13 protein-coding genes are annotated in these 19,734 nt (G+C 62.4%); 2 read left to right on the top strand and 11 right to left on the bottom strand.

Annotated features, from left to right (window positions below):
- Window positions 1-115: 115 nt before the first annotated feature.
- Together pepN and JYP46_RS03935 are read left to right on the top strand one after the other, a co-directional pair.
- On the top strand, window positions 116-2,761 hold the full coding sequence (gene pepN, locus JYP46_RS03940) for an aminopeptidase N (RefSeq protein ID WP_206547324.1): 2,646 nt from the start codon (window positions 116-118) through the stop codon (window positions 2,759-2,761).
- A 130-nt stretch (window positions 2,762-2,891) separates the two neighbouring features.
- The gene (locus tag JYP46_RS03935) at window positions 2,892-5,228 is read left to right on the top strand and encodes a PAS domain-containing sensor histidine kinase (protein WP_162742259.1); all 2,337 of its coding nucleotides are present in this window, start codon (window positions 2,892-2,894) and stop codon (window positions 5,226-5,228) included.
- Between the two features lie 25 nt (window positions 5,229-5,253).
- Here the strand turns inward: JYP46_RS03935 and JYP46_RS03930 are convergent, their stop codons facing one another.
- The 11 genes from JYP46_RS03930 to JYP46_RS03880 form a co-directional block, all read right to left on the bottom strand.
- Window positions 5,254-8,220 (bottom strand): bifunctional [glutamine synthetase] adenylyltransferase/[glutamine synthetase]-adenylyl-L-tyrosine phosphorylase, encoded by a 2,967-nt coding sequence (locus tag JYP46_RS03930; protein ID WP_206547323.1) that lies wholly within the window; start codon window positions 8,218-8,220, stop codon window positions 5,254-5,256.
- Window positions 8,221-8,264: 44 nt separating this feature from the next.
- Window positions 8,265-9,725: a sensor histidine kinase gene (locus JYP46_RS03925; protein ID WP_206547322.1), complete on the bottom strand. Its 1,461-nt coding sequence runs from the start codon at window positions 9,723-9,725 to the stop codon at window positions 8,265-8,267.
- On the bottom strand, window positions 9,725-10,396 hold the full coding sequence (locus JYP46_RS03920; protein WP_113154620.1) for a response regulator transcription factor: 672 nt from the start codon (window positions 10,394-10,396) through the stop codon (window positions 9,725-9,727). Before JYP46_RS03920 ends, JYP46_RS03925 begins: the two co-directional genes overlap by 1 nt.
- 97 nt (window positions 10,397-10,493) lie before the next feature.
- The gene (locus JYP46_RS03915) at window positions 10,494-12,041 is read right to left on the bottom strand and encodes a Do family serine endopeptidase (RefSeq protein WP_206547321.1); all 1,548 of its coding nucleotides are present in this window, start codon (window positions 12,039-12,041) and stop codon (window positions 10,494-10,496) included.
- Between the two features lie 124 nt (window positions 12,042-12,165).
- A complete protein-coding gene (locus JYP46_RS03910) occupies window positions 12,166-13,410 on the bottom strand; it encodes a bifunctional alpha/beta hydrolase/OsmC family protein (RefSeq protein WP_206547320.1) in 1,245 nt (414 codons plus the stop codon).
- A gap of 103 nt (window positions 13,411-13,513) precedes the next feature.
- Window positions 13,514-13,987, bottom strand: a complete 474-nt coding sequence (locus JYP46_RS03905; protein ID WP_206547319.1) for a cytochrome c-type biogenesis protein CcmH — start codon at window positions 13,985-13,987, stop codon at window positions 13,514-13,516.
- Window positions 13,987-15,975: a heme lyase CcmF/NrfE family subunit gene (locus JYP46_RS03900; protein ID WP_206547318.1), complete on the bottom strand. Its 1,989-nt coding sequence runs from the start codon at window positions 15,973-15,975 to the stop codon at window positions 13,987-13,989. The genes JYP46_RS03905 and JYP46_RS03900 overlap by 1 nt, the downstream gene beginning before the upstream one ends.
- Window positions 15,976-16,037: 62 nt before the next feature.
- Window positions 16,038-16,472 (bottom strand): cytochrome c maturation protein CcmE, encoded by a 435-nt coding sequence (gene ccmE / locus JYP46_RS03895; protein ID WP_113154616.1) that lies wholly within the window; start codon window positions 16,470-16,472, stop codon window positions 16,038-16,040.
- Window positions 16,473-16,479: 7 nt separating this feature from the next.
- On the bottom strand, window positions 16,480-17,619 hold the full coding sequence (gene ccmI, locus JYP46_RS03890; protein WP_206547317.1) for a c-type cytochrome biogenesis protein CcmI: 1,140 nt from the start codon (window positions 17,617-17,619) through the stop codon (window positions 16,480-16,482).
- 169 nt (window positions 17,620-17,788) lie between these two features.
- Complete coding sequence (locus JYP46_RS03885) at window positions 17,789-18,226, bottom strand: RT0821/Lpp0805 family surface protein (protein ID WP_204360793.1); 438 nt, start codon at window positions 18,224-18,226, stop codon at window positions 17,789-17,791.
- Between the two features lie 98 nt (window positions 18,227-18,324).
- Window positions 18,325-19,731 carry an ATP-binding protein gene (locus tag JYP46_RS03880; RefSeq protein WP_206547316.1) on the bottom strand — a complete coding sequence of 469 codons (1,407 nt, stop codon included), beginning with the start codon at window positions 19,729-19,731 and terminating at the stop codon, window positions 18,325-18,327.
- Between the last annotated feature and the right edge of the window lie 3 nt (window positions 19,732-19,734).

Raw genomic sequence — 19,734 nt, 5'->3', positions numbered from 1 at the left:
GATGCCTTAGTTTTGTCGAGCCGGATGGTTGTGTAAAGAGCCGCAATCCGATTTTGTTGGGCCAGGCGGACGCGGATTTTCCCGCACTGCGCCACAGGTCATGGAAAGAGTGAAGATGCGTACAGAAAGCGGCCAGATTTTTCGTCTCGAAGACTACAAACCCAGCGCCTATCTCATCCCCGGGATTGCGCTCGATTTCGCGCTGGACGCTGACGAAACGCTGGTGACGGCGCGGCTCCGGGTGGAACGGGCCGAGAATGCGCCGGACGATGCGCCGCTGGAACTCGATGGCGATGCGCTGACGCTGGAAGCGCTGAGAATCAACGGAGCCGATGTGCCCGTCTCGAGCTACGAGGCGACGCCCGACAAGCTGACCATCCGGAAACTCCCCGAGGAGCGGGAATTCGAGCTGACTATTGTCACGCGGGTCCTGCCTTCGAGCAACACGACACTGATGGGGCTTTATGTCTCAAGCGGCGTCTTCTGCACGCAGTGCGAGGCGGAAGGGTTTCGCCGGATCACCTATTTCCTCGACCGGCCTGACATCCTGTCGGTCTACACGGTGCGGATGGAAGCCGACCGCAAGGCTGCCCCCCTGCTTCTGTCGAACGGCAACCCGGTCGAGAGCGGCGCGCTTGAGAATGGCAGGCACTTTGCCGTCTGGCACGATCCGTTCCCCAAACCCTCCTACCTGTTTGCGCTGGTGGCGGGCGACCTTGGCGTGGTGACGGACAGCTTCACCACCGCGTCGGGACGCGAGGTCTCGCTCGGCATCTATGTGGAGCACGGCAAGGAAGAACGCGCCGCCTACGCGATGGACGCGCTCAAGCGCTCCATGCGCTGGGACGAGGAGCGCTTCGGCCGGGAATACGATCTCGATGTGTTCAACATCGTGGCCGTGTCGGATTTCAACATGGGGGCGATGGAGAACAAGGGGCTCAACGTCTTCAACGACAAATATGTGCTGGCCGATGCGGAGACCGCCACGGATGTCGATTTCGCCAATATCGAGGCGATCATCGCGCATGAGTATTTCCATAATTGGACAGGCAATAGAATCACTTGCCGGGACTGGTTCCAGCTCTGCCTGAAGGAAGGTCTGACGGTTTTCCGCGACCATGAATTCTCTGCCGACGAGCGGTCGCGCGCGGTCAAGCGCATCGGCGAGGTGCGCGCGCTCCGGGCGCATCAGTTCCCCGAGGATCAGGGACCGCTTGCCCATCCGGTGCGGCCGCGGCGCTATCGCGAGATCAACAATTTCTACACGGCGACCGTCTACGAAAAGGGCTCGGAAGTGGTGCGCATGCTGCGTACCATTCTGGGTGAAGAGGCGTTCCGCGCCGGCATGGACCTCTATTTCGAGCGGCATGACGGGCAGGCCGTGACAATTGAGGATTTTCTAAAAGCCTTCGAGGATGCCTCGGGCCGTGATCTCACCCAGTTCGCGCTCTGGTATCATCAGGCAGGAACCCCGAATGTGGCGCTCTCCTCGCGCTATGACGCCGGGGCGAAGACGCTGACGGTGGAGATAGAACAGTCCGTTCCGCCGACACCTTCTGAAAGCCGCAAGCGGCTGATGCACATCCCCCTCGCCTTTGGCCTTGTCGGGCCGGAAGGTGAAGATCTCGCCTATGAAAGCGCTGAGGGCGCGGTGGTGGAAAACGGCGTCATTCACCTGCGCAAGCGCCGGCATACGATTGTTTTCAAAGGCGTAAATGCGCGGCCAGTGTTCTCGGTCAACCGTGGATTCTCAGCGCCGGTGACGCTTTGCAGCGAGGGCAGAACCGCCGACCGGCTGTTCCTGGCCCGCCATGACAGCGACCCGTTCTCGCGCTGGCAGGCGCTCACGACGCTCTTCACCGACACGCTGATTGCCGCAAGCAAGGCCGTGCGCGGCGGCAAGGAGCCGGCCTTCGCCGACGATCTCGTGCAGCTGGCGCTGGATCTGGCTGCCGATGCAACGCTGGAAGAGGCTTTCCGCGCACTGGTTCTGACCCTGCCCAGCGAGGCTGACGTGGCGCGTGAAATCGGCCATGACATCGATCCGGACGCCATCCACACGGCCCGCAGGGCGCTGCTTGAGACCATTGCGCAGGCAGGACGGGAGACGTTTGGCGACCTCTATGAGGGACTGCACGACAACGCCCCCTTCTCGCCCGATGCCCGCAGCGCCGGACGCCGCGCCCTGCGCAACACGCTGCTGGAATATCTGGTGCTCGACGAAGGGAACCCTGCGACCGCACGCCGGCAGTTCGACGATGCCGACAACATGACCGAGCGCGCCGGCGCGCTGACCATTCTGGCGCAGTATTTCCACGATACGGAGGATGGCAGGGCCGCTCTTGCAGCCTTCGAGGAACGCTATCGCGACACGCCGCTGGTACTCGACAAATGGCTTCAGATCCAGGCCATGATCCCCTCCGAGGGGGCCGTATCGCTGGTGCGCTCGCTGATGGAGCATCCGCATTTCTCGCTCGCCAATCCCAACCGTGTCCGGGCGCTGATCGGCACCTTCTCCATGGCCAACCAGACGGCCTTTCACAGCGCCGATGGCGAAGGCTACCGCCTTGTCGCCGACACGGTGCTGGCGCTGGACGGACAGAACCCGCAGGTGGCGGCAAGGCTGGCCACCGCATTCCGCTCGTGGCGGTCGCTCGAAAAGGGCCGCCGCGAACATGCCCGCGCGCTTCTTGCCGACATGGCGGGACGTGAAAACCTGTCGCGCGATCTGGCGGATATCCTTGAAAGGACACTGGCCTGAGGGGGCGCATTAATAAGTTTTTTACCATGACATCTGGACAAGGCGAATCACCTTTGATTCCTTATGGATGATTCGGCAGCAGGCGGAGCCGAATCACCGAACTTAACCGAGGAACGAGGGAGCCCGTCGGATGGCGAAGGCAGGGGGTTGGGCTTTGCCCCTGATAGCGGGCATGGCTGCCGGGCCAAAAACCCGACGCGCAAGGCGTATGGGACTGGCCGGCAATGCCAAGATAATCGCTGCTCCGGCATACGAGCGTCTGCTGGCGGTGGAACCGTATCTGCGCCGCTCGATCCCCATTCTGATCATCATCTTTCTGCTGGTGCTGGCCGCAGCGCGCCTTCTCTCGCTGTTCACCTGGCGCGACGACATCGAACGCGATGCGCGGACCATGCTGGCGCTTGCTGCAGATTCGCTTGCCGCAAGCGTGGCCGTGGACACGACCGAGGCCGACCCGACGCACAAAGCACGCATGCTGATCGAGGAAGCGATGCGCCGCGCGGGTTCCGAAGACCAGCGCGTTCTGGCCATCACCGACAGCCGTTTCGACGTGATCGCAAGCTCGCCCAACGGGACCGACCTCGTCGGCCGTTCGCTGGAATCCGTTCTGACAGGCGGGCAGCCGCTCTTCCTGTTCGGCGCACGCGCCGGCGTGATGAACGTGGAAATCGGCGGCGAGAGCTGGCTGGCCTCGCTCGTGCATGTGCCCGGACAGGATGGCTCGGCGATTGCGCTGACCTCGCATGACGCGCTCTTTGCCGACTGGCGGCGCTCCGTCTCGCTGAACGTGACGCTGTTTGCGCTGACGGCGGCGATCCTGATGGTGATCCTCTACGCCTATTTCAGCCAGGCTGCGCGGGCGCAGGCCGCCGACCGCATCTACATGGAGGCCCATCAGCGGGTCGACATGGCCATGGTGCGCGGCAAGTGTGGCCTGTGGGACTGGGACATGGTGCGCGGCAAGATGTTCTGGTCGCGTTCGATGTTCGAGATGCTCGGCTACGAGACCACCGACGACATGCTTTCCTTCGGCGAGGTGGCGGAGATCATCCACCCCGAGGATGGCGATCTGTTTGATCTGGCCAACCGCATCGTGGCGCGCGAGATCGACCATGTGGACCGGGTTTTCCGCATGAAACGCGCCGATGGCCAGTGGGTCTGGGTGCGCGCCCGCGCGCAGGTTGTCGACCCGAACGCGCCCGAACTGCACCTGATCGGCATTGCCGTGGACGTGACCGAGCAGCGCACGCTGGTGCAGCAGACGGAAGCGGCCGACCAGCGGCTGCGCACGGCAATCGAGAGCATCGGCGAATCCTTCGTTCTGTGGGACTACGCAGAGCGCCTCGTCATGTGCAACACGAAGTACAAGCAGGATCTGGGCGTTGACCAGAGCATGATCGTGGCCGGCGCGCGCCGGCGCGACATCGAGGCCCATGCGCCCGCTTTCCGCTCCGAGCGGAGGCTGGCCATCCCCTCCGGCAATGGCAATGGCGCGACCTATGAGCGCCAGCTCGCAGACGGACGCTGGCTGCAGGTCACCGAGCTGAAGACGCGCGATGGCGGCACCGTGTCGGTGGGCACCGACATTACCCAGCTGAAGCAGCATCAGGGCAAGCTGGTCGACAGCGAACGCCGCCTGATGGCGACCATTCACGATCTGAGCCTTGCGCGCCGCGCCGAGCAGGAGCGCACCCGCGAGCTCAGCGAGCTGAACCGCAAATACATGCGCGAGACCGAGCGCGCCGAGGCGGCCAACCGCGCGAAATCGGAATTCCTGGCCAACATGTCCCATGAGCTGCGCACGCCGCTCAACGCCATCATCGGTTTCTCCGAGGTGATGCAGTCGGGCATGTTCGGCCCGCTCGGCTCCGAGCGCTATGCGGAATATGTTCAGGACATCTGTTCCAGCGGCTCCTACCTGCTGGGCGTGATCAACGACATTCTCGACATGTCGAAGATCGAGGCGGGCCAGTTCTCCGTCGATTGCGAGGAGATCGACCTGTGCCCGCTGATCCGCGAGACGGTGCGTGTGGTGGATCTTCAGGCGGCGGAGAAGTCCATCGACATGAAGATGGATATTCCGGAGACCATGCAGGTTTTCGCAGACCGCCGCGCCATCAAGCAGATCGTCATCAACCTGCTCTCCAACGCGGTGAAGTTCACCGGCGAAGGCGGACACATCTCGCTGCGCGCGCGCAAGGTTGGCCAGGCGGTGACGCTGACCATCGAAGATTCGGGCTGCGGCATTCCGCGCGATGCGCTGAAAAAGCTCGGACGGCCCTTCGAGCAGGTGCAGAACCAGTTCTCCAAGAGCCATACCGGCTCCGGGCTGGGGCTTGCCATCTCCCGCTCGCTGGCGGAGCTGCATGGCGGTGTGCTGAAAATCCGCTCGACCGAAGGCGTCGGCACCATTGTGTCCGTCCGCCTGCCGGCAGGCGAGCGCAAGAAGCCGGCCGTGGCCGCCTGATGACAGTCGTTAGAGGCTGGTTCGCTTAATCCTGTCCAACCAGGCCGATGAGCGCCTCGAAATGCCGGCGCACCCTGCCCGCGGTTTCCTCCACATGGGCGGCAAGAACCGGCAGTTCCGGCAGGTCGGTCTGACGAAGAAGCAGATCGGCAAAGCCCGGCGGCGCTTCGTCCGGGTCAAAGCCGCCTTCGAGGCAAAGCCGCGTGGTCTGCGTGAGCGTCATGTAGAGCGCATGCGCATCGACCAGTTCCTGACGGACCTGCGGCGGACAGAAGCCCTCTGAAAGCGCGGACAGAACCTCACCGGTTGCCGTGGCCTCCTCGCCCTGTTCCTCGATATTCCCGGTCAGGGCCGCAACCTGAGCGATGAATTCCAGATCGATCAAACCGCCGGGAACCAGCTTCAGATCCCAGATATCGCGGGCCGGCTTTTCCTCTTCGAGCAGGCGACGCATTTCCGCCGCCTCGCCGCGTATCTTCGCGGCATCGCGCGGCAGAGAGAGGATTTCGCCCACCTCCCCTTCAACGCGTTCCATGAGCGACGGGTCGCCGGCGACGGCGCGCGAACGCGTCAGCGCCATATGCTCCCATGTCCACGCCTCGTTGCGCTGGTAACGGGCGAAGGCCTCGATATTGGTGGCGACCGGCCCCTTGTTGCCGGACGGGCGAAGCCGCAGATCGAGTTCGTAAAGCACGCCCTCTGCGGTGGGGGCCGAAACGGCGGCGATCAGCCTCTGGGTGAGCCGCGCATAATATTCTGACGGCGCAAGCTCCTTCTTCCCGTCCGAATAATCCGCATCGGCATCGTGATCGTAAAGCAGGATCAGATCGATGTCGGAACCGGCGGTCAACTCACGGCTACCCAGCTTGCCCATGCCCAGAATGGCGGCGCGCCCGCCGGCGATGCGGCCATGGCGTTCGGCAAAATTGTCGATCACCGCATCAAGCGCGGAGCCAACAGTAAGATCGGCGAGATCGGAAAACGCCTTGCCCGCACGGGACGCATCAATGACGCCGGTGAGAAGCCGAATGCCGATCAGGAATTTCTGCTCGGCGGCGAAGATGCGCAGCCGGTCGAGGATTTCCTCAAAAATCCGGGCTCCGGCCAGAAACGTGTCCAGCCGCTCGGCGAGATAGGCGCGATCCGGCAGTTCGGAGAGAAGCGCCGGGTCGAGCAGACCGTCAAACACGTGCGGACGCCGTGTGATGATCGCCGCCAGCCTTGGGGCCGCTCCCATGATGCTGACCAGCATGTTGAGCAGCGCCGGGTTGGACTGTAGCAGCGAGAAAAGCTGAATGCCGGCTGGAAGACCCGCAAGGAACGTGTCGAAGCGCAGCAACGCCTCATCGGCGCGCCTTGTGCCGCCAAAGGCCTCGAGAAGCGCCGGCGTCAGCTCGGTCAGCCTTTCGCGCGCCTCGGCAGACTGTGTCGCGCGGTAGCGTCCATAGTGCCAGCCACGGATCACACGGCACATGTCGCTTGGCCGCTCGAAACCCAGCTCGCTCAGCGTTTCGAGTGTGCCCGGATCATCCACATCGCCGGTGAAGACGAGATTGCCGACCCCGCGCGAAAGCTGCGGCGCGGTCTCGAACAGGTCCGCATAATGCTGCTCCACGAGGCGCAGACTTTCGCGGAACGTTTCCGCAAACGACCCGGCGCTGTCAAAGCCCAGCATATGAGCGATGCGCTCCAGCTCGTCATCGTCTTCCGGCAGTGTATGTGTCTGTTCGTCAGCCACCATCTGCAGGGCGTGTTCCACATCCCTGAGGAACCAGTACTGGTGCGTCAGCGCATCGCGCGCTTCATCATCGATCCAGCCGCAGCGGGCAAGCTCCGCCAGCATCGTGACCGTGCGCCGCCCGCGCAGCTCCGGAAATCGCCCGCCGGCAATGAGCTGCTGAGTCTGAACGAAGAACTCGATCTCGCGAATGCCGCCACGCCCGAGCTTGACGTTGTGGCCCTTGACCGCGACCTCGCCATGCCCCTTGTGTGCATGGATCTGGCGCTTGATGGAATGCACATCTGCAATCGCCGCATAGTCGAGATATTTGCGCCAGACATAGGGCTGCAGCTCCTTGAGGAAGCTCTCGCCGCCTGCGAGATCGCCCGCAATCGGCCGCGCCTTGATCATGGCAGCGCGTTCCCAGTTCTGGCCACGGCTCTCGTAATAGTGAAGGGCGGCTCCGACCGGGATGGCAAGCGGCGTGGAGCCGGGATCGGGCCGCAGCCGCAGATCGGTGCGGAAGACATAGCCATGCTCGGTGCGGTCCTGAAGGATCCGCACCAGCCGGCGCGTCAGCCGTACGAACAGATCGACAGCCTCATAGGGCTCGGGGATGGCGGGCGCGTGCGGATCGACCAGAACGATCAGGTCGATATCGGATGAGAAGTTGAGTTCATTTGCGCCAAGCTTGCCCATGCCCAGAACGATCCAGCCACTGCCGCTGGAGGGGTCGGCGCGATCCGGCAGTTTGAGTTTTCCAGCCCGGTCCGCATCAAGGAGAAGAAAGTCGACGCTGGCGCGGATGCATTTGTCGGCAAGAAGGCTGAGCCGCTCGGTGGTGAGCGCCGTATCGGCGGCATCTGCCAAGCGGGCAATCGCGATCAAGAAATGCGCCTCGGCCTTCAGATCGCGAAGGGCCTTCATGAGGCCGCTCTCGCTCTGCCCCTCTTCAAAGGCGCTCTGCTCGATTGCCTCGAAAAGAACATCCAGCCGCGCGGCAAGCGGCGTGTCGAACAGGGCTTCCAGCGACTGCGGGTTGCGGCGCGCGAAGTCACGCAGAAATGGCGACAGCCCGAACACGGCCGTGAGAAAATCCGTCAGCGCGGTTTTGCCTGCAAGAAGATCGCCGAACCGTTGGCATTCATTGTCACGGGCGGCCTCAAGCACCATTTCCAGCGCATCGGCAGCCTGCTCGGCGTCGGCGGGTGTCAGCGCCTTGACCGGCGCTCCGAACCACAGGCTCCCATCCGCAACCGCATCACGCCCCATTCCGGTCCCCTCTTCAGTCAGGCATTCTTGCTTGTCTGCCCCCGTCAGGCAGAGGCGTCACGCTTCTTGAAAATCGCTTCCGATTTCCGTTTCGGCGGCTCCGCGGGAAACACCATCGTGACGGCGAGACCGGGCGCATTGTCGGCAAATTCGAGGCGACCACCATGGAATGTCATCACCGCCTTGGCAAGGCTGAGACCAAGGCCGGAACCCGGCTGGGTACGGCTTTCCTCAAGCCGCACGAAACGCTCCGTCACGCGCTGCCGGTCCGCCTCGGATACGCCGGGGCCATTGTCGCGAACCGTCAAGCGGATTTCGTCGCCGACCTTGTCCAGAGAGACCTTCACTGCCGGGCTTTCGCCGGAACCGGCGGAATATTTGATGGCATTGTCGACGATGTTCGACAGCGCCTGTCCGATCAGCTCGCGGTTGCCTGGCATTTCGAGCGCACCGTTGATCTGCGCTTCAAGCGCAACGCCCTGCTCCTCGGCCAGCGGCTCATAGAGCTCGACCACATCGGCGAGGATCGCGCGCAGATCGATGGTCCCGGTCGCCTCGGCTGAATAGCCGGCCTCAAGGCGCGAGATCATCAGGATTGCATTGAAGGTGCGGATGAGCTGGTCGGATTCAGCAATCGTGCGCTCAAGCGCGGCGCGGTAATCCGCTGTCTCCGGCTTGCCGGCGAGTGCCGCTTCCGCCCGGTTGCGCAGTCTCGTCAGGGGCGTCTTCAGATCATGCGCGATGTTGTCGGAGACCTGGCGCAACCCTTCATTCAGGGCTGCGATGCGGTCGAGCATCTTGTTCAGATTGTCGGAGAGACGGTCGAACTCGTCGCCTGCGCTGGAGACCGGCAGCCGGTGCGACAGATCTCCACCCATGATGCTGCGACTTGCCTCAGACACGCGGTCGATGCGTTTCAGGGCGCGACGGCCGACGAAATACCAGATCAGCAACGCGCCGACACTCATGATTGCAAGCGTCACCACAAGGGCGCGCTGCATCACACTGCGGAATTTTTCGGGCTCTCCCAGGTCACGCCCGACCATTACGATGACCTGATTGGGCAGGCGAAAGACAACGGCCACCGCCTTGTGTTTGGCTTCACTCCCGTTCGGGTCCAGACGCACCTCGCCTTCACCGAAACGGCTGTAGGTGAACGGGCGCTCTGTCCAGCCCATCACATCCAGAACGCCCGGCTGGAGGCTTTCGACATTGCCTGAGAGAATGCGGCCATTGGCGTCTGCGAGCAGATAGAGATTTGCGCCCGGCTGGCGCGCGCGCGATTCAATCACGCGAACAAGGAGCGGCAGCCCACCCCGCCGATAAGAGCGATCAAGGCCGCGCACTTCTTCATTGATGGCATCGCGCGTCTGCCCGACCAGCATGCGGGCGGACAGAGACGTCATGTAGATGACGAGGAAAGAGGCACAGACGGCAAACAGGATGAGATAGAGCGCAGAGAGGCGCGCTGCCGTCGTGTTGAGGATGGAAAGGATGCGCGCCATCAGTCCTTCAGCATGTAGCCGGCGCCGCGCACCGTATGAAGGAGCGGCTTGTCAAAGCCCTTCTCGATCTTGCCGCGCAGGCGCGAGATATGCACGTCGATGACGTTGGTCTGCGGGTCAAAATGATAATCCCAGACATTTTCGAGCAGCATGGTGCGCGTCACCACCTGTCCGGCATGGCGCATCATGTATTCGAGAAGACGGAACTCGCGCGGCTGGAGCACAATCTCCTGCCCCGCGCGGCGCACCGTATGCGACAGGCGGTCGAGTTCCAGATCGCCGACCTGGTAGGAGGTCTCGACATCTTTCGCGCCAGCGCGACGGCGCAGCACTTCGATGCGGGCGAGCAGTTCGGAGAAGGCATAGGGTTTGGTGAGGTAATCATCGCCACCGGCGCGCAGACCCGTCACACGGTCGTCCACCTCGCCAAGTGCCGAAAGGATGAGCGCCGGGGTATCATTGCCGCCTTCACGCAGTTCCGTGATGATCGACAGGCCGTCACGGCGCGGCAGCATCCGGTCGACGACGAAAACATCGTAGCTGCCGGTATCGGCCATGGAAAAACCGGTATCGCCATCGCGGGCGATGTCTGCCGTGTGTCCGGCTTCGGTAAAAGCGTTCTTCAGATAGTCCGCCGCTTCACGGTCGTCTTCGATAACAAGAATCTTCATACGCCCGTTATACCCCGTTTGCCGATCCAGCGAATTCAGAGAAGACAAACTCCCCCGCAAAGATTGCGGGGGAGATGTGAGGTCTTGTGTGAGGTGATCAGCCCTGGCCGGTTGGCAGGGCAACGAAACGGCTTGCGTCGTCACGCTGGATCTGGATCAGGACGGCCTTGCGACCGGCTTCAACGGCAGCCGCAACGGCTTCCTCGACATCCTTGCCTGACTTCACCGCCTGAGAGTTGACAGTGCGGATGATGTCGCCGGCGCGAATGCCGCGATCATCGGCGGGGCTGCCGGGCTCGACATCCGTGACAACGAGACCGTCACCATCTTCAGCCGGGGTAACCTTGAGGCCGAACTGCGCGTTCACCGCATCCGGCTGCGCGCCACCGCTTGCCGATGCCATTGTTTTGACGCCAGGCATTTCGGCAAGCGTCACCGTGAGGTTCTCGGTCTTGCCGTCGCGCCACACGGTCACCGCCACGTCATTGCCCGGAGCGTAGCCGGCGACAAGCCGTGCAAGCTCCTTGGGCGACGAGACCGGCTTGTCCTCAACGGCGATGATGATGTCGCCAGAGCGGATGCCAGCCTTGGCGGCAGGCTCACCAGCCTGCGCGTCGGCAATCAGCGCACCCTTTTCCTCGTCGAGGCCAACCGATTCAGCGATATCCTTGGTCACGGGCTGAATCTGGACACCGAGCCAGCCGCGCTCCACGGTACCGTCGTCGATCAGGTCTTTGACCACCTGTTTGGCGATGGATGCGGGGATGGCGAAGGCAATGCCCACATTGCCGCCGGAAGGCGAGAAGATTGCCGTGTTCACGCCAACGACTTCACCCGTCAGGTTGAAGGCCGGACCACCGGAGTTGCCGCGATTCACGGCAGCGTCGATCTGGATGAAGTCATCGTAAGGACCTGCGCCGATGTCACGACCACGCGCCGATACGATGCCCGCCGTCACGGTGCCGCCGAGACCGAACGGATTACCAACGGCCACGACCCAGTCGCCAACACGCACCTGCGCATCATCGGCGAAGTCTACATAGGTGAACTCGCGCTCTTCATCGACCTTCAGCACGGCAAGATCGGTGCGCGGGTCGGTGCCGACCAGCTTGGCGTCGATCTCGGTGCCGTCATCCATCACGACGGTGAAGCTGCTGCCACCTTCCACCACGTGGTTATTGGTCACCAGATAACCGTCTTCGGAGATGAAGAAGCCGGAACCCTGAGAGACCGGACGTGCACGCTGGCGACGGTCGGGACGGCGGTCCTTCTCATAGCCGCGCTCACCACGCTCGCCGCGGAACTCGCGGAAGAAGCGCTCAAGCGGATGCCCTTCCGGCAGTCCCTCGAAGCCCGGCATGTCGAAGAACGAGCCGCCACGGTCCGATGTGGTCTGGATTTCAGCCTTCACGCGCACGCTCACGACAGCGGGAGAAACCTCTTCCACGATGTCGGCAAAGCTCGGAGCCTGAACCGGCTGCTCGAGGCGAACGGCCTCAGCCATCACCGGCGCGGTTCCGCTCGTCACGACACCAAAGCCGACCGCACCTGCAATCGCAACAGACGCAATCGTGGCCATCAGCCGGCCGCGACCCTTGCCGATAACGCTCTTGTTTGTCGCGTTGTTGTCAGCATTCTGATGCATGGAATGATATCCTCTTGAAAACATTTCATTTCGGCGCGCCTCGCCGTCTTCGAAGACAGAGATAGTGACCCAAACATTACAGCGCCATTTCCAGCCGATGAATTTTTGGTAATGTTCGCCACGCCTACTCAGTCATGCTTTCACCCTCGCGGACACGCGTATGCACGTGTGCGACGCTCTCCAGGGTCCGGTGAACCGGGCATTTCCCGGCAATCTCTATCAGCTTGTCGCGCAGCTCTTCCGAAATGTCTCCCTCCACATCGATGACCCGTTCAAACCGGTCTATCTTCCCCTGCTCCCTCAGCGCTTCGGAACAGTCAGCGCAATCTTTGGAGTGAATCTTCGCATGCGAGACGTCCACATTGATCCGGCCGAGTGAGAGTTTCTTGCGGTCTGCATACATGCGCAGCGTCATGGTCGTGCAGGCGCCAAGCGCGATGGAGAGGAAGTCGTAGGGCGACGGTCCGCTGTCCATCCCGCCATAGCTTTCCGGCTCATCGGCAAACAGCCGATGGCGACCCGCCTGCACTGCGTTCTGAAATTTCCCCTGCCCCGTCTCCATGACACGGACATGCTCGATGGGCGCCTCGCCCTGCGGCTCATCGCCGGAGATGTAGCGCGAAAGCCAGCCGGTCATGACACTTGCGGCAAACGCGGCATCCTCTTGCCCGGTCAGAAGATGATCGCCGCTGTCCAGCGATACGAAGCTCTTGGGGTGTTTGGCGGCGAGGAAGATCTGCGTGGCGTTCTCGATGCCGACGATCTCATCCAGCGGCGCATGCATGACCAGAAGCGGCTTGTGCATCGCAGCCACGGCATCAAGCAGGGCATGCGAGCGCACATCCTCGACAAACTGATGCTGAACGCGGAACGGGCGGCCGCCGAGGGTGACATCGACCTCGCCTTCCGCTTCGATGCTCTCCGGCGATGCCCCGAGATGCCTGAGAACATGCGCCGTGTCGGAAGGTGCGCCAATGGTGACGACCGCCTTGACGGAAGGAAGACGCGCCGCAATCGAAAGCACGGCAGCACCGCCAAGCGAATGCCCGATCAGGACGCTTGGCGCTTCATAATGCTCTTTCAGGAATTCGGCAGCGCTTAGAAGGTCACCGAGATTGGTCGAGAAGTTTGTGGAGGCAAATTCGCCCTCGCTCGATCCGAGCCCGGTAAAATCGAACCGCAGGACGGCAATGCCACTGCGCGCCAGATCGGCGGCAATCCGGCGCGCCGCCAGCAAATCCTTGGAGCAGGTAAAACAGTGGGCAAACAGCGCATAGGCGCGAACCGGGCCGTTGGGCAGATCGAGACGCGCGGCCAGTTCAGCCCCTGAATGGCCGGGGAAAGCGAGCTTGAGTGTTTTCGCGGTCATGCGCCTACCTTTTGCGTGTGCCTCAATGGATCGTTTCAGGCCGAAGCCAGAGGCTCAAGCTATGGTGAAACGCCCGCAACGCAATGCTTGACGTAGCGAAAACTCAATCACGCTCGTTCAAGATTCGGTCAAGCCGCTCTTTCTCCTCGGCGCTCAGCGCCTGTTGACCCGCGCTGGCTCCGCGACGGCGGGCATTCGCATAAATGATCGCACCGCCGATCAGCAGCAGGAGAAACGGTGCGCCCCAAAGGAGCGCATTGCGATAGCTGAAGCGCGGTTTGAGAAGAACGAACTCGCCATACCGGTCGACCACATAGTCGAGCACTTCCTCATTGCTGTCGCCCGCCTGAAGACGATCACGAACCAGAACGCGCAGATCACGCGCCAGTTCGGCATCGGAATCGTCAATCGACTGATTCTGACAGACCATGCACCGCAGTTCGGTCGACAGATCGCGGGCGCGCGCTTCCAGTGCCGGATCTTCCAGCACCTCGTCGGGTTGCACGGCCGCCACCGGCTGCAACGACAGGAAGAGTGCGGCCGCAGACACGGCCAGAAGGCTGAATGGCTTGCGCATCATGCCTGTCCGCCCTGCGCCAGAGCGGCTTTCTTGCGGGGCATGGGTGCTCCGATCCGCAGCCTGCGATCAAGCAGCGACACCGTGCCGCCAATCATCATCACGAGCGCGCCAAGCCAGATGAGCGTCACCATCGGCTTCCACCAGATCCGCACGACAATCTTGCCGTTGGGCGTCTGGTCGCCAAGCGAAACATAGAGCTGGCTCACGCCGAGCGTGCGGATGCCCGCCTCCGTGGTCGGCATCTGACGCGCCGTGTAGAAGCGTTTCGACGAAACGATTTCGCCAAGCTGCCTGCCGGTCACGCGCGTCAGGACGAAGCGCGCCTGATCCTCGGTGTAGTTCGGCCCGGTGAAGGGCCTGAAACTGTCGAAGCGCAGATTGTAGCCATGAATTTCCACGACTTCGCCCGGCTCCATGGCGACGATCCGTTCCGTCTCCAGCGTGGTCACCGCCACGATGCCGATGGTGGTGAGGCCAAGCCCCGCATGGGCGAGCGCTGTGCCGAACACCGAACGCGGCAGCCCCTTGAAGCGACTGAAGGCAACCGAAGGCGCAACCTTGCCGAGACCGGACTTGATAACGAGGTCCGTCATTGCCCCCAGCACAAGCCACGCGCCAAGGCCGATGCCCAGTGCAGCCAGAACCGAAGTGCGATCCACCAGAACCAGCGCCAGAAGCGCAACCGCCAGCGCCCCGCCGAAGGCCCAGATGAGCCGCTGCGAGACCGCCCAGAGATCACCGCGCTTCCACGCAAGCAGCGGGCCGAAGGGCACGATTGCAAGCAGAGGAAGGATGAGCGGCCCGAATGTCAGGTTGAAGAAGGGCGCGCCGACCGAAATCTTGTCACCCGTCACCGCCTCCACCAGAAGCGGATAGAGCGTGCCGATCAGCACCGTGGCCGTCGCCGTGGTCAGGATCAGATTGTTGAGAACGAGCGCCCCTTCGCGCGACACGGGCTGAAAGAGCCCGCCCGACGTCAGCGTCGCCGCCCGCCATGCAAAGAGCGCCAGCGATCCGCCGATGAACAGGACAAGGATGCCCAGAATGAACACGCCGCGCGCAGGATCTGTCGCGAAGGCGTGGACGGACGTCAGCACGCCGGAGCGCACGAGGAACGTCCCCAGCAGCGAAAGCGAGAAGGTCAGGATCGCCAGCAGCACGGTCCAGATCTTGAGCGCGGAACGCTTCTCCATCACCAGTGCGGAATGCAATAGCGCGGTGCCGCCCAGCCAGGGCAGAAGCGAAGCGTTTTCCACCGGGTCCCAGAACCAGAAGCCGCCCCAGCCCAGCTCGTAATAGGCCCAGTAGGAACCCATGGCGATGCCGCCCGTCAGGAAGGTCCAGGCGGCCAGCGTCCAGGGACGCACCCAGCGCGCCCAGGCCGCATCGAGCCGGCCTTCGATCAGCGCCGCAATGGCGAAGGAAAAGGCAATCGAGAAGCCCACATAGCCGAGATAGAGAAGCGGCGGATGGATGGCGAGCCCGATGTCCTGAAGGATGGGGTTGAGGTCACGGCCTTCAATCGGCGCCGGATCAAGCCGCGCAAACGGGTTCGACGTCGCCAGAATGAAAATGATGAACGCGCAGCTGATCGCCCCCTGCACGCCAAGAACATTGGCCCGCAGCGAAAGAGGCAGGTTGCGGCCGAAGAACGCCACCAGCGCACCGAAGAACACGAGGATCAGAACCCACAGCAGCATGGAGCCTTCATGGTTGCCCCAGGTGCCGGTGATCTTGAACAGCATCGGCTTGGCCGAATGCGAGTTCTCCCACACATTCAGCACCGAGAAATCCGACTGGATATAGGCTGAGGTCAGCGCCATGAAGGACAGCGCGACCAGCATGAAGCTGGTGATCGCCGCAGGCTCCGCGACCCGCATCAGCGTTTCGTTCCTGAGCTGCGCGCCAATGATCGGCACCGACATCTGGACAAGCGCCAAAGCAAAGGCCAGGACAAGGGCGAAATGACCGAGTTCGATGCTCATTATCCGGTACGCTCCAATCAAGCCGTCTGCGGAGAAACTTCAGTGTAAAGGATCAGCCGCGTTCAATCTTCTTTCCAGACGCCCTTTTCCTTCAGGCTGTCTGCAACTTCCCGCGGCATGTAGTTCTCATCGTGCTTGGCAAGCACCGTATCAGCAACGAAGTTGCGATTCTGATCGAAGGCGCCTTCGGTCACAACCCCCTGCTCTTCGCGGAAGAGGTCCGGAAGAATGCCGGAATACTGCACCGCCACGGATTCGGTTCCATCCGTGACCGCAAAACGCACATATGTGTCGTCGCCGCGCTGAATGGAGCCCTTCTCCACAAGACCGCCCAGACGTATGCGCTGACCCGCCGCAACCGGCCGTTCTTCAAGGTCGCCCGGCATATAGAAATACGACGTCTGCTCGCCCAGCGCATAGAGTGTGAGCCCTGTCGCGAGCCCCAGAAAACCGATTGCGCCTGCGATGACGGCCAGTCTTTTCTGTTTCCGTGTCACGTCACACCTACTCGCTTTTGATGCCGAGACTATCGGCGAAGGCTTTCAATTCCTGGCTCTCGGGCGCATCGGCCCCAAGGGCTGCCAAAGCTCGCTCCAGAGCGGCCTTTGCGTCCTCCGGACGCTTCAGCACGATGTATGAACGAATGAGACGCTGCCATCCATCCATGTCATCCGGGTTTTCCTGCAGCTTGGCGTCGAGGCTCGCAACCATGCCTTCGATCATGTCCTGACGATCAGCCTGGGAGAGTTCGGCTGCCGCAGCCACATCCTCATCGCTTGGACCCGTTGGCGCGGTTTCTGCGCCTGCCACCGATGTGTCACCCGAGCTCAGCAGTGCCTGCCGCGCCGCCACGCGCCACGGCGATTCTCCCGGCAGGTCAGCCAGCATCTCACGCCACATCGCCTGGGCATCTTCGGTTTCGCCATCCTGCGCCAGCGCCAGCCCAAGGAAGAAACGCGCCCTCGGCTCCTTCGGGTCAAGCGCAATGGCGGCATTGAAGGCCTCTTCGGCTTCCGCCGTCACCATGCCCTGTGCGCCACCGACAATCGCTTCGCCCAGCCCAGACTGCATCTCAGCACTGTCGCCGGATATGCGCATGATATTGCGCAACGCGGTCTGTGCATCGCCGAAGCGGCCGATCCGCATATAGACCGGAGCCAGAACCTGCCAGCCGCGCGCATCGTCGGGGTTTTCGGCCAGATGGGCTTCCGCCCGCGCCACCAGCTCATCAATCGGGGCATTGGCCGGCTCTTCGGTTGCACGCGCATGAAAGGGCTGCGCCGGCATGTTGGGCGAGCCGGTAAACACGTAGAGCCCCCAACTGACGAGCGGTACGGCCAGAACTGCAATCGCAGCCGTCAGCTGCGTCACGCGTCGACTGGCGTTTCGCTTGCCGGCCTGACTGTCGGCCGCTTCGGATGCCTTGAGGATGCGCCGGCCGATTTCGGCACGCGCCTGCTCGGCCTCCTGCGGTCCGATGAGACCGCGCTCGGCATCGCGCTCGACTTCATCGAGCTGGTCTCGATAGACCTCGATATCATGAGCGGGGGCATCGTCTGCCTGCCCGTTGCGCACGGCAAAGGGCCGCAATACGGCGAAAGCGGCGACGAAGGTCAAAAAGGCTGCAAGGATCCAGAACAACATGAGCCCTAAATAGCGGTCGGCAAACCCGCTGCCAACTCGATACGCCTGCGGCCATTTGGCAAGTCACGGTTGCGCTGTGCAAACATCTCGCACAAACGCCTAAAATGCCAGACGTTCAGAAACCGGCACAACCGGTCAGTCAGGCCAGTTGCGCTGTCTTGTCAATGTATTAGCCGAGCAACATCCAGCTGCCATCCTCGTTGCGGCAAGCAGTTCCGCGCGCCTCGCGCGGCCCGCCATTGACCTGAATGACATGGGTATACTGCCGGCAGTCCTGCGAACCGACGCGGTAAGGCTGCGCCGGGCGCACTGTTCCCGCCCGTCCTGACGAGGCATCCTGCCACGAGACATCCTGACCGGCAGGCGTATTTTCCAGCGCCTTGTACTCGGCCTCGATGGCAAGCCGCTTCTGCCGTCGCGACAGGGCGTCACCAAGTTCACCGCCGACCAGCCCGCCGCCCTCCATGCCAAGAATGGCAGAGCTGTCCGCAGGCGTCTGCGTCGCCGCGAACTGATTGGGCTCAAGCTGCGAGCCGGACATGTTGCTGCTGAGGCAGCCCGATAAAACTGCGGAGAACGCTACAGCGAAGATTGGCGCGAGTTTCATTGATCTCGATGATCCCCTGAGACACACTCATCGTTTACGAGCCCCTGATTAGGGCATCGATTTGGCCTAATTTGGACGATCTTCCTTAACAAGCAATTCTATGCTTCGGCCCGTGGCAGCGTAACGACAGCTTTCAGCCCACCAAGAACAGACCGCTCCAGCGCAAGCGTGCCTCCGTATTCTTCCACCAGGTCGGCAACAATCGCAAGGCCCAGCCCTGTTCCCGGCTTGGTTTCATCGAGCCGGCGACCGCGTTTTACTGCGTCGCGCGCCTGCTCTTCGGGAATTCCGGGCCCGTCATCTTCGATCACGATGCGCAGGCCCCGCCCCTCGCCCGGCTCGCCCCCGTCTTCAAGGGTCAGCGCCACCTGGCCTGCGGCCCACTTCATCGCATTTTCCATCAGATTGCCGTTGATCTCCTCCAGATCCTCCCGCTCTCCGGCAAAGACCAGCACCTCGTCGGGCAGTTCCACCTGCAGATCGATGGACGGATTGAGCTTGCTCATCACCCGCGCCATCCGCTCCAGAGAAGCCTGCACTGGTGTCCGAAACACAAGGCTGTCGCGCTGTGCTGCAGCACGCGCACGCTGGAGATAGTGGTCAAGCTGCTGTTGCAGCGCCTTGGCCTGTGCGGTGATCAGCTTGCCGCGCTCGCCGCCCACCGCATCGCCTTCATTCATAAGCACGGCAAGCGGCGTCTTCAGCGAATGCGCCAGATTGCCCACCTGTTTGCGTGAACGTTCGACAATGCGCCTGTTGTTGTCGATCAGCGCATTGGTCTCATCCGCAAGCGCCTCGATCTCTGTGGGGAATGGCCCGGCCAGCCGCTGCGCCGTTCCCGCCCTGATGTCGGAAAGCGCCTGCTGCACGCGGTTCAACGGGCGCAGACCGTAAAGAATGGCGAAGACATTGATCGCCACCATGCCAATGCCGAAAAGCGCGAGATAGCCATAGAGCGTGCGAATGAAGCGGCTGATTTCGTCTTCCAGCTCGCTGCGGTTGCCCATCACGCGAAAGCGCGCAACCTGCCCCTGATCGCCCACCACCAACTCGGCCTCGACCACCTGGATCGTGTCGCCACCGGGACCGGTCGCCTTGTAATTGCGTTGAAAGCCCGCATTGAACGGCACCCTGGACGCGTCTGGCGAAGGGATCGGCGTCGCCATGGACGGCGAGCGCAGCGCCCGCCCCAGATCATCCGTCACCGGCTCAACCGCCCAGTACCAGCCCGACTGCGGCTGCAGAAAGCGTAGATCATCGAGGTTCGGATTGCCCTGCAACCCGCCATCCTCGGCCACGCCGACAGAACCGATCACATTGTTCAGATAGGCTGACAGAACGCTGTCAAACCCCCGTTCCGAGACCTGTCGGAACAGCGCAGAGATGATGGTGGCGATCACCACCAGCGCTATGATTGCCCAGAAAGAGGAAAACGCAATCACCCGCACCGCAAGCGAGCGGGACAGGATGCGCCTCAGATAGGATTGCTTGTTATGGTCAGCCATCGG

This window comes from Nitratireductor aquimarinus, from assembly GCF_017255295.1.
Classification (GTDB): Bacteria; Pseudomonadota; Alphaproteobacteria; order Rhizobiales; family Rhizobiaceae; genus Nitratireductor; species Nitratireductor aquimarinus.
This window is presented reverse-complemented; position numbering and strand designations above follow the sequence as displayed.

Excerpts from the sequence above, each read along its gene's own strand:
- JYP46_RS03905 (WP_206547319.1), bottom strand. The coding sequence starts at position 13,987 with ATGCGCAAGCCATTCAGCCTTCTGGCCGTGTCTGCGGCCGCACTCTTC.
- JYP46_RS03910 (WP_206547320.1), bottom strand. The coding sequence starts at position 13,410 with ATGACCGCGAAAACACTCAAGCTCGCTTTCCCCGGCCATTCAGGGGCT.
- JYP46_RS03935 (WP_162742259.1), top strand. The coding sequence starts at position 2,892 with ATGGCGAAGGCAGGGGGTTGGGCTTTGCCCCTGATAGCGGGCATGGCT.
- ccmI (WP_206547317.1), bottom strand. The coding sequence starts at position 17,619 with ATGTTGTTCTGGATCCTTGCAGCCTTTTTGACCTTCGTCGCCGCTTTC.
- JYP46_RS03925 (WP_206547322.1), bottom strand. The coding sequence starts at position 9,725 with ATGGCGCGCATCCTTTCCATCCTCAACACGACGGCAGCGCGCCTCTCT.
- pepN (WP_206547324.1), top strand. The coding sequence starts at position 116 with ATGCGTACAGAAAGCGGCCAGATTTTTCGTCTCGAAGACTACAAACCC.
- JYP46_RS03930 (WP_206547323.1), bottom strand. The coding sequence starts at position 8,220 with ATGGGGCGTGATGCGGTTGCGGATGGGAGCCTGTGGTTCGGAGCGCCG.
- JYP46_RS03880 (WP_206547316.1), bottom strand. The coding sequence starts at position 19,731 with ATGGCTGACCATAACAAGCAATCCTATCTGAGGCGCATCCTGTCCCGC.
- JYP46_RS03915 (WP_206547321.1), bottom strand. The coding sequence starts at position 12,041 with ATGCATCAGAATGCTGACAACAACGCGACAAACAAGAGCGTTATCGGC.
- JYP46_RS03885 (WP_204360793.1), bottom strand. The coding sequence starts at position 18,226 with ATGAAACTCGCGCCAATCTTCGCTGTAGCGTTCTCCGCAGTTTTATCG.
- JYP46_RS03920 (WP_113154620.1), bottom strand. The coding sequence starts at position 10,396 with ATGAAGATTCTTGTTATCGAAGACGACCGTGAAGCGGCGGACTATCTG.
- JYP46_RS03900 (WP_206547318.1), bottom strand. The coding sequence starts at position 15,975 with ATGAGCATCGAACTCGGTCATTTCGCCCTTGTCCTGGCCTTTGCTTTG.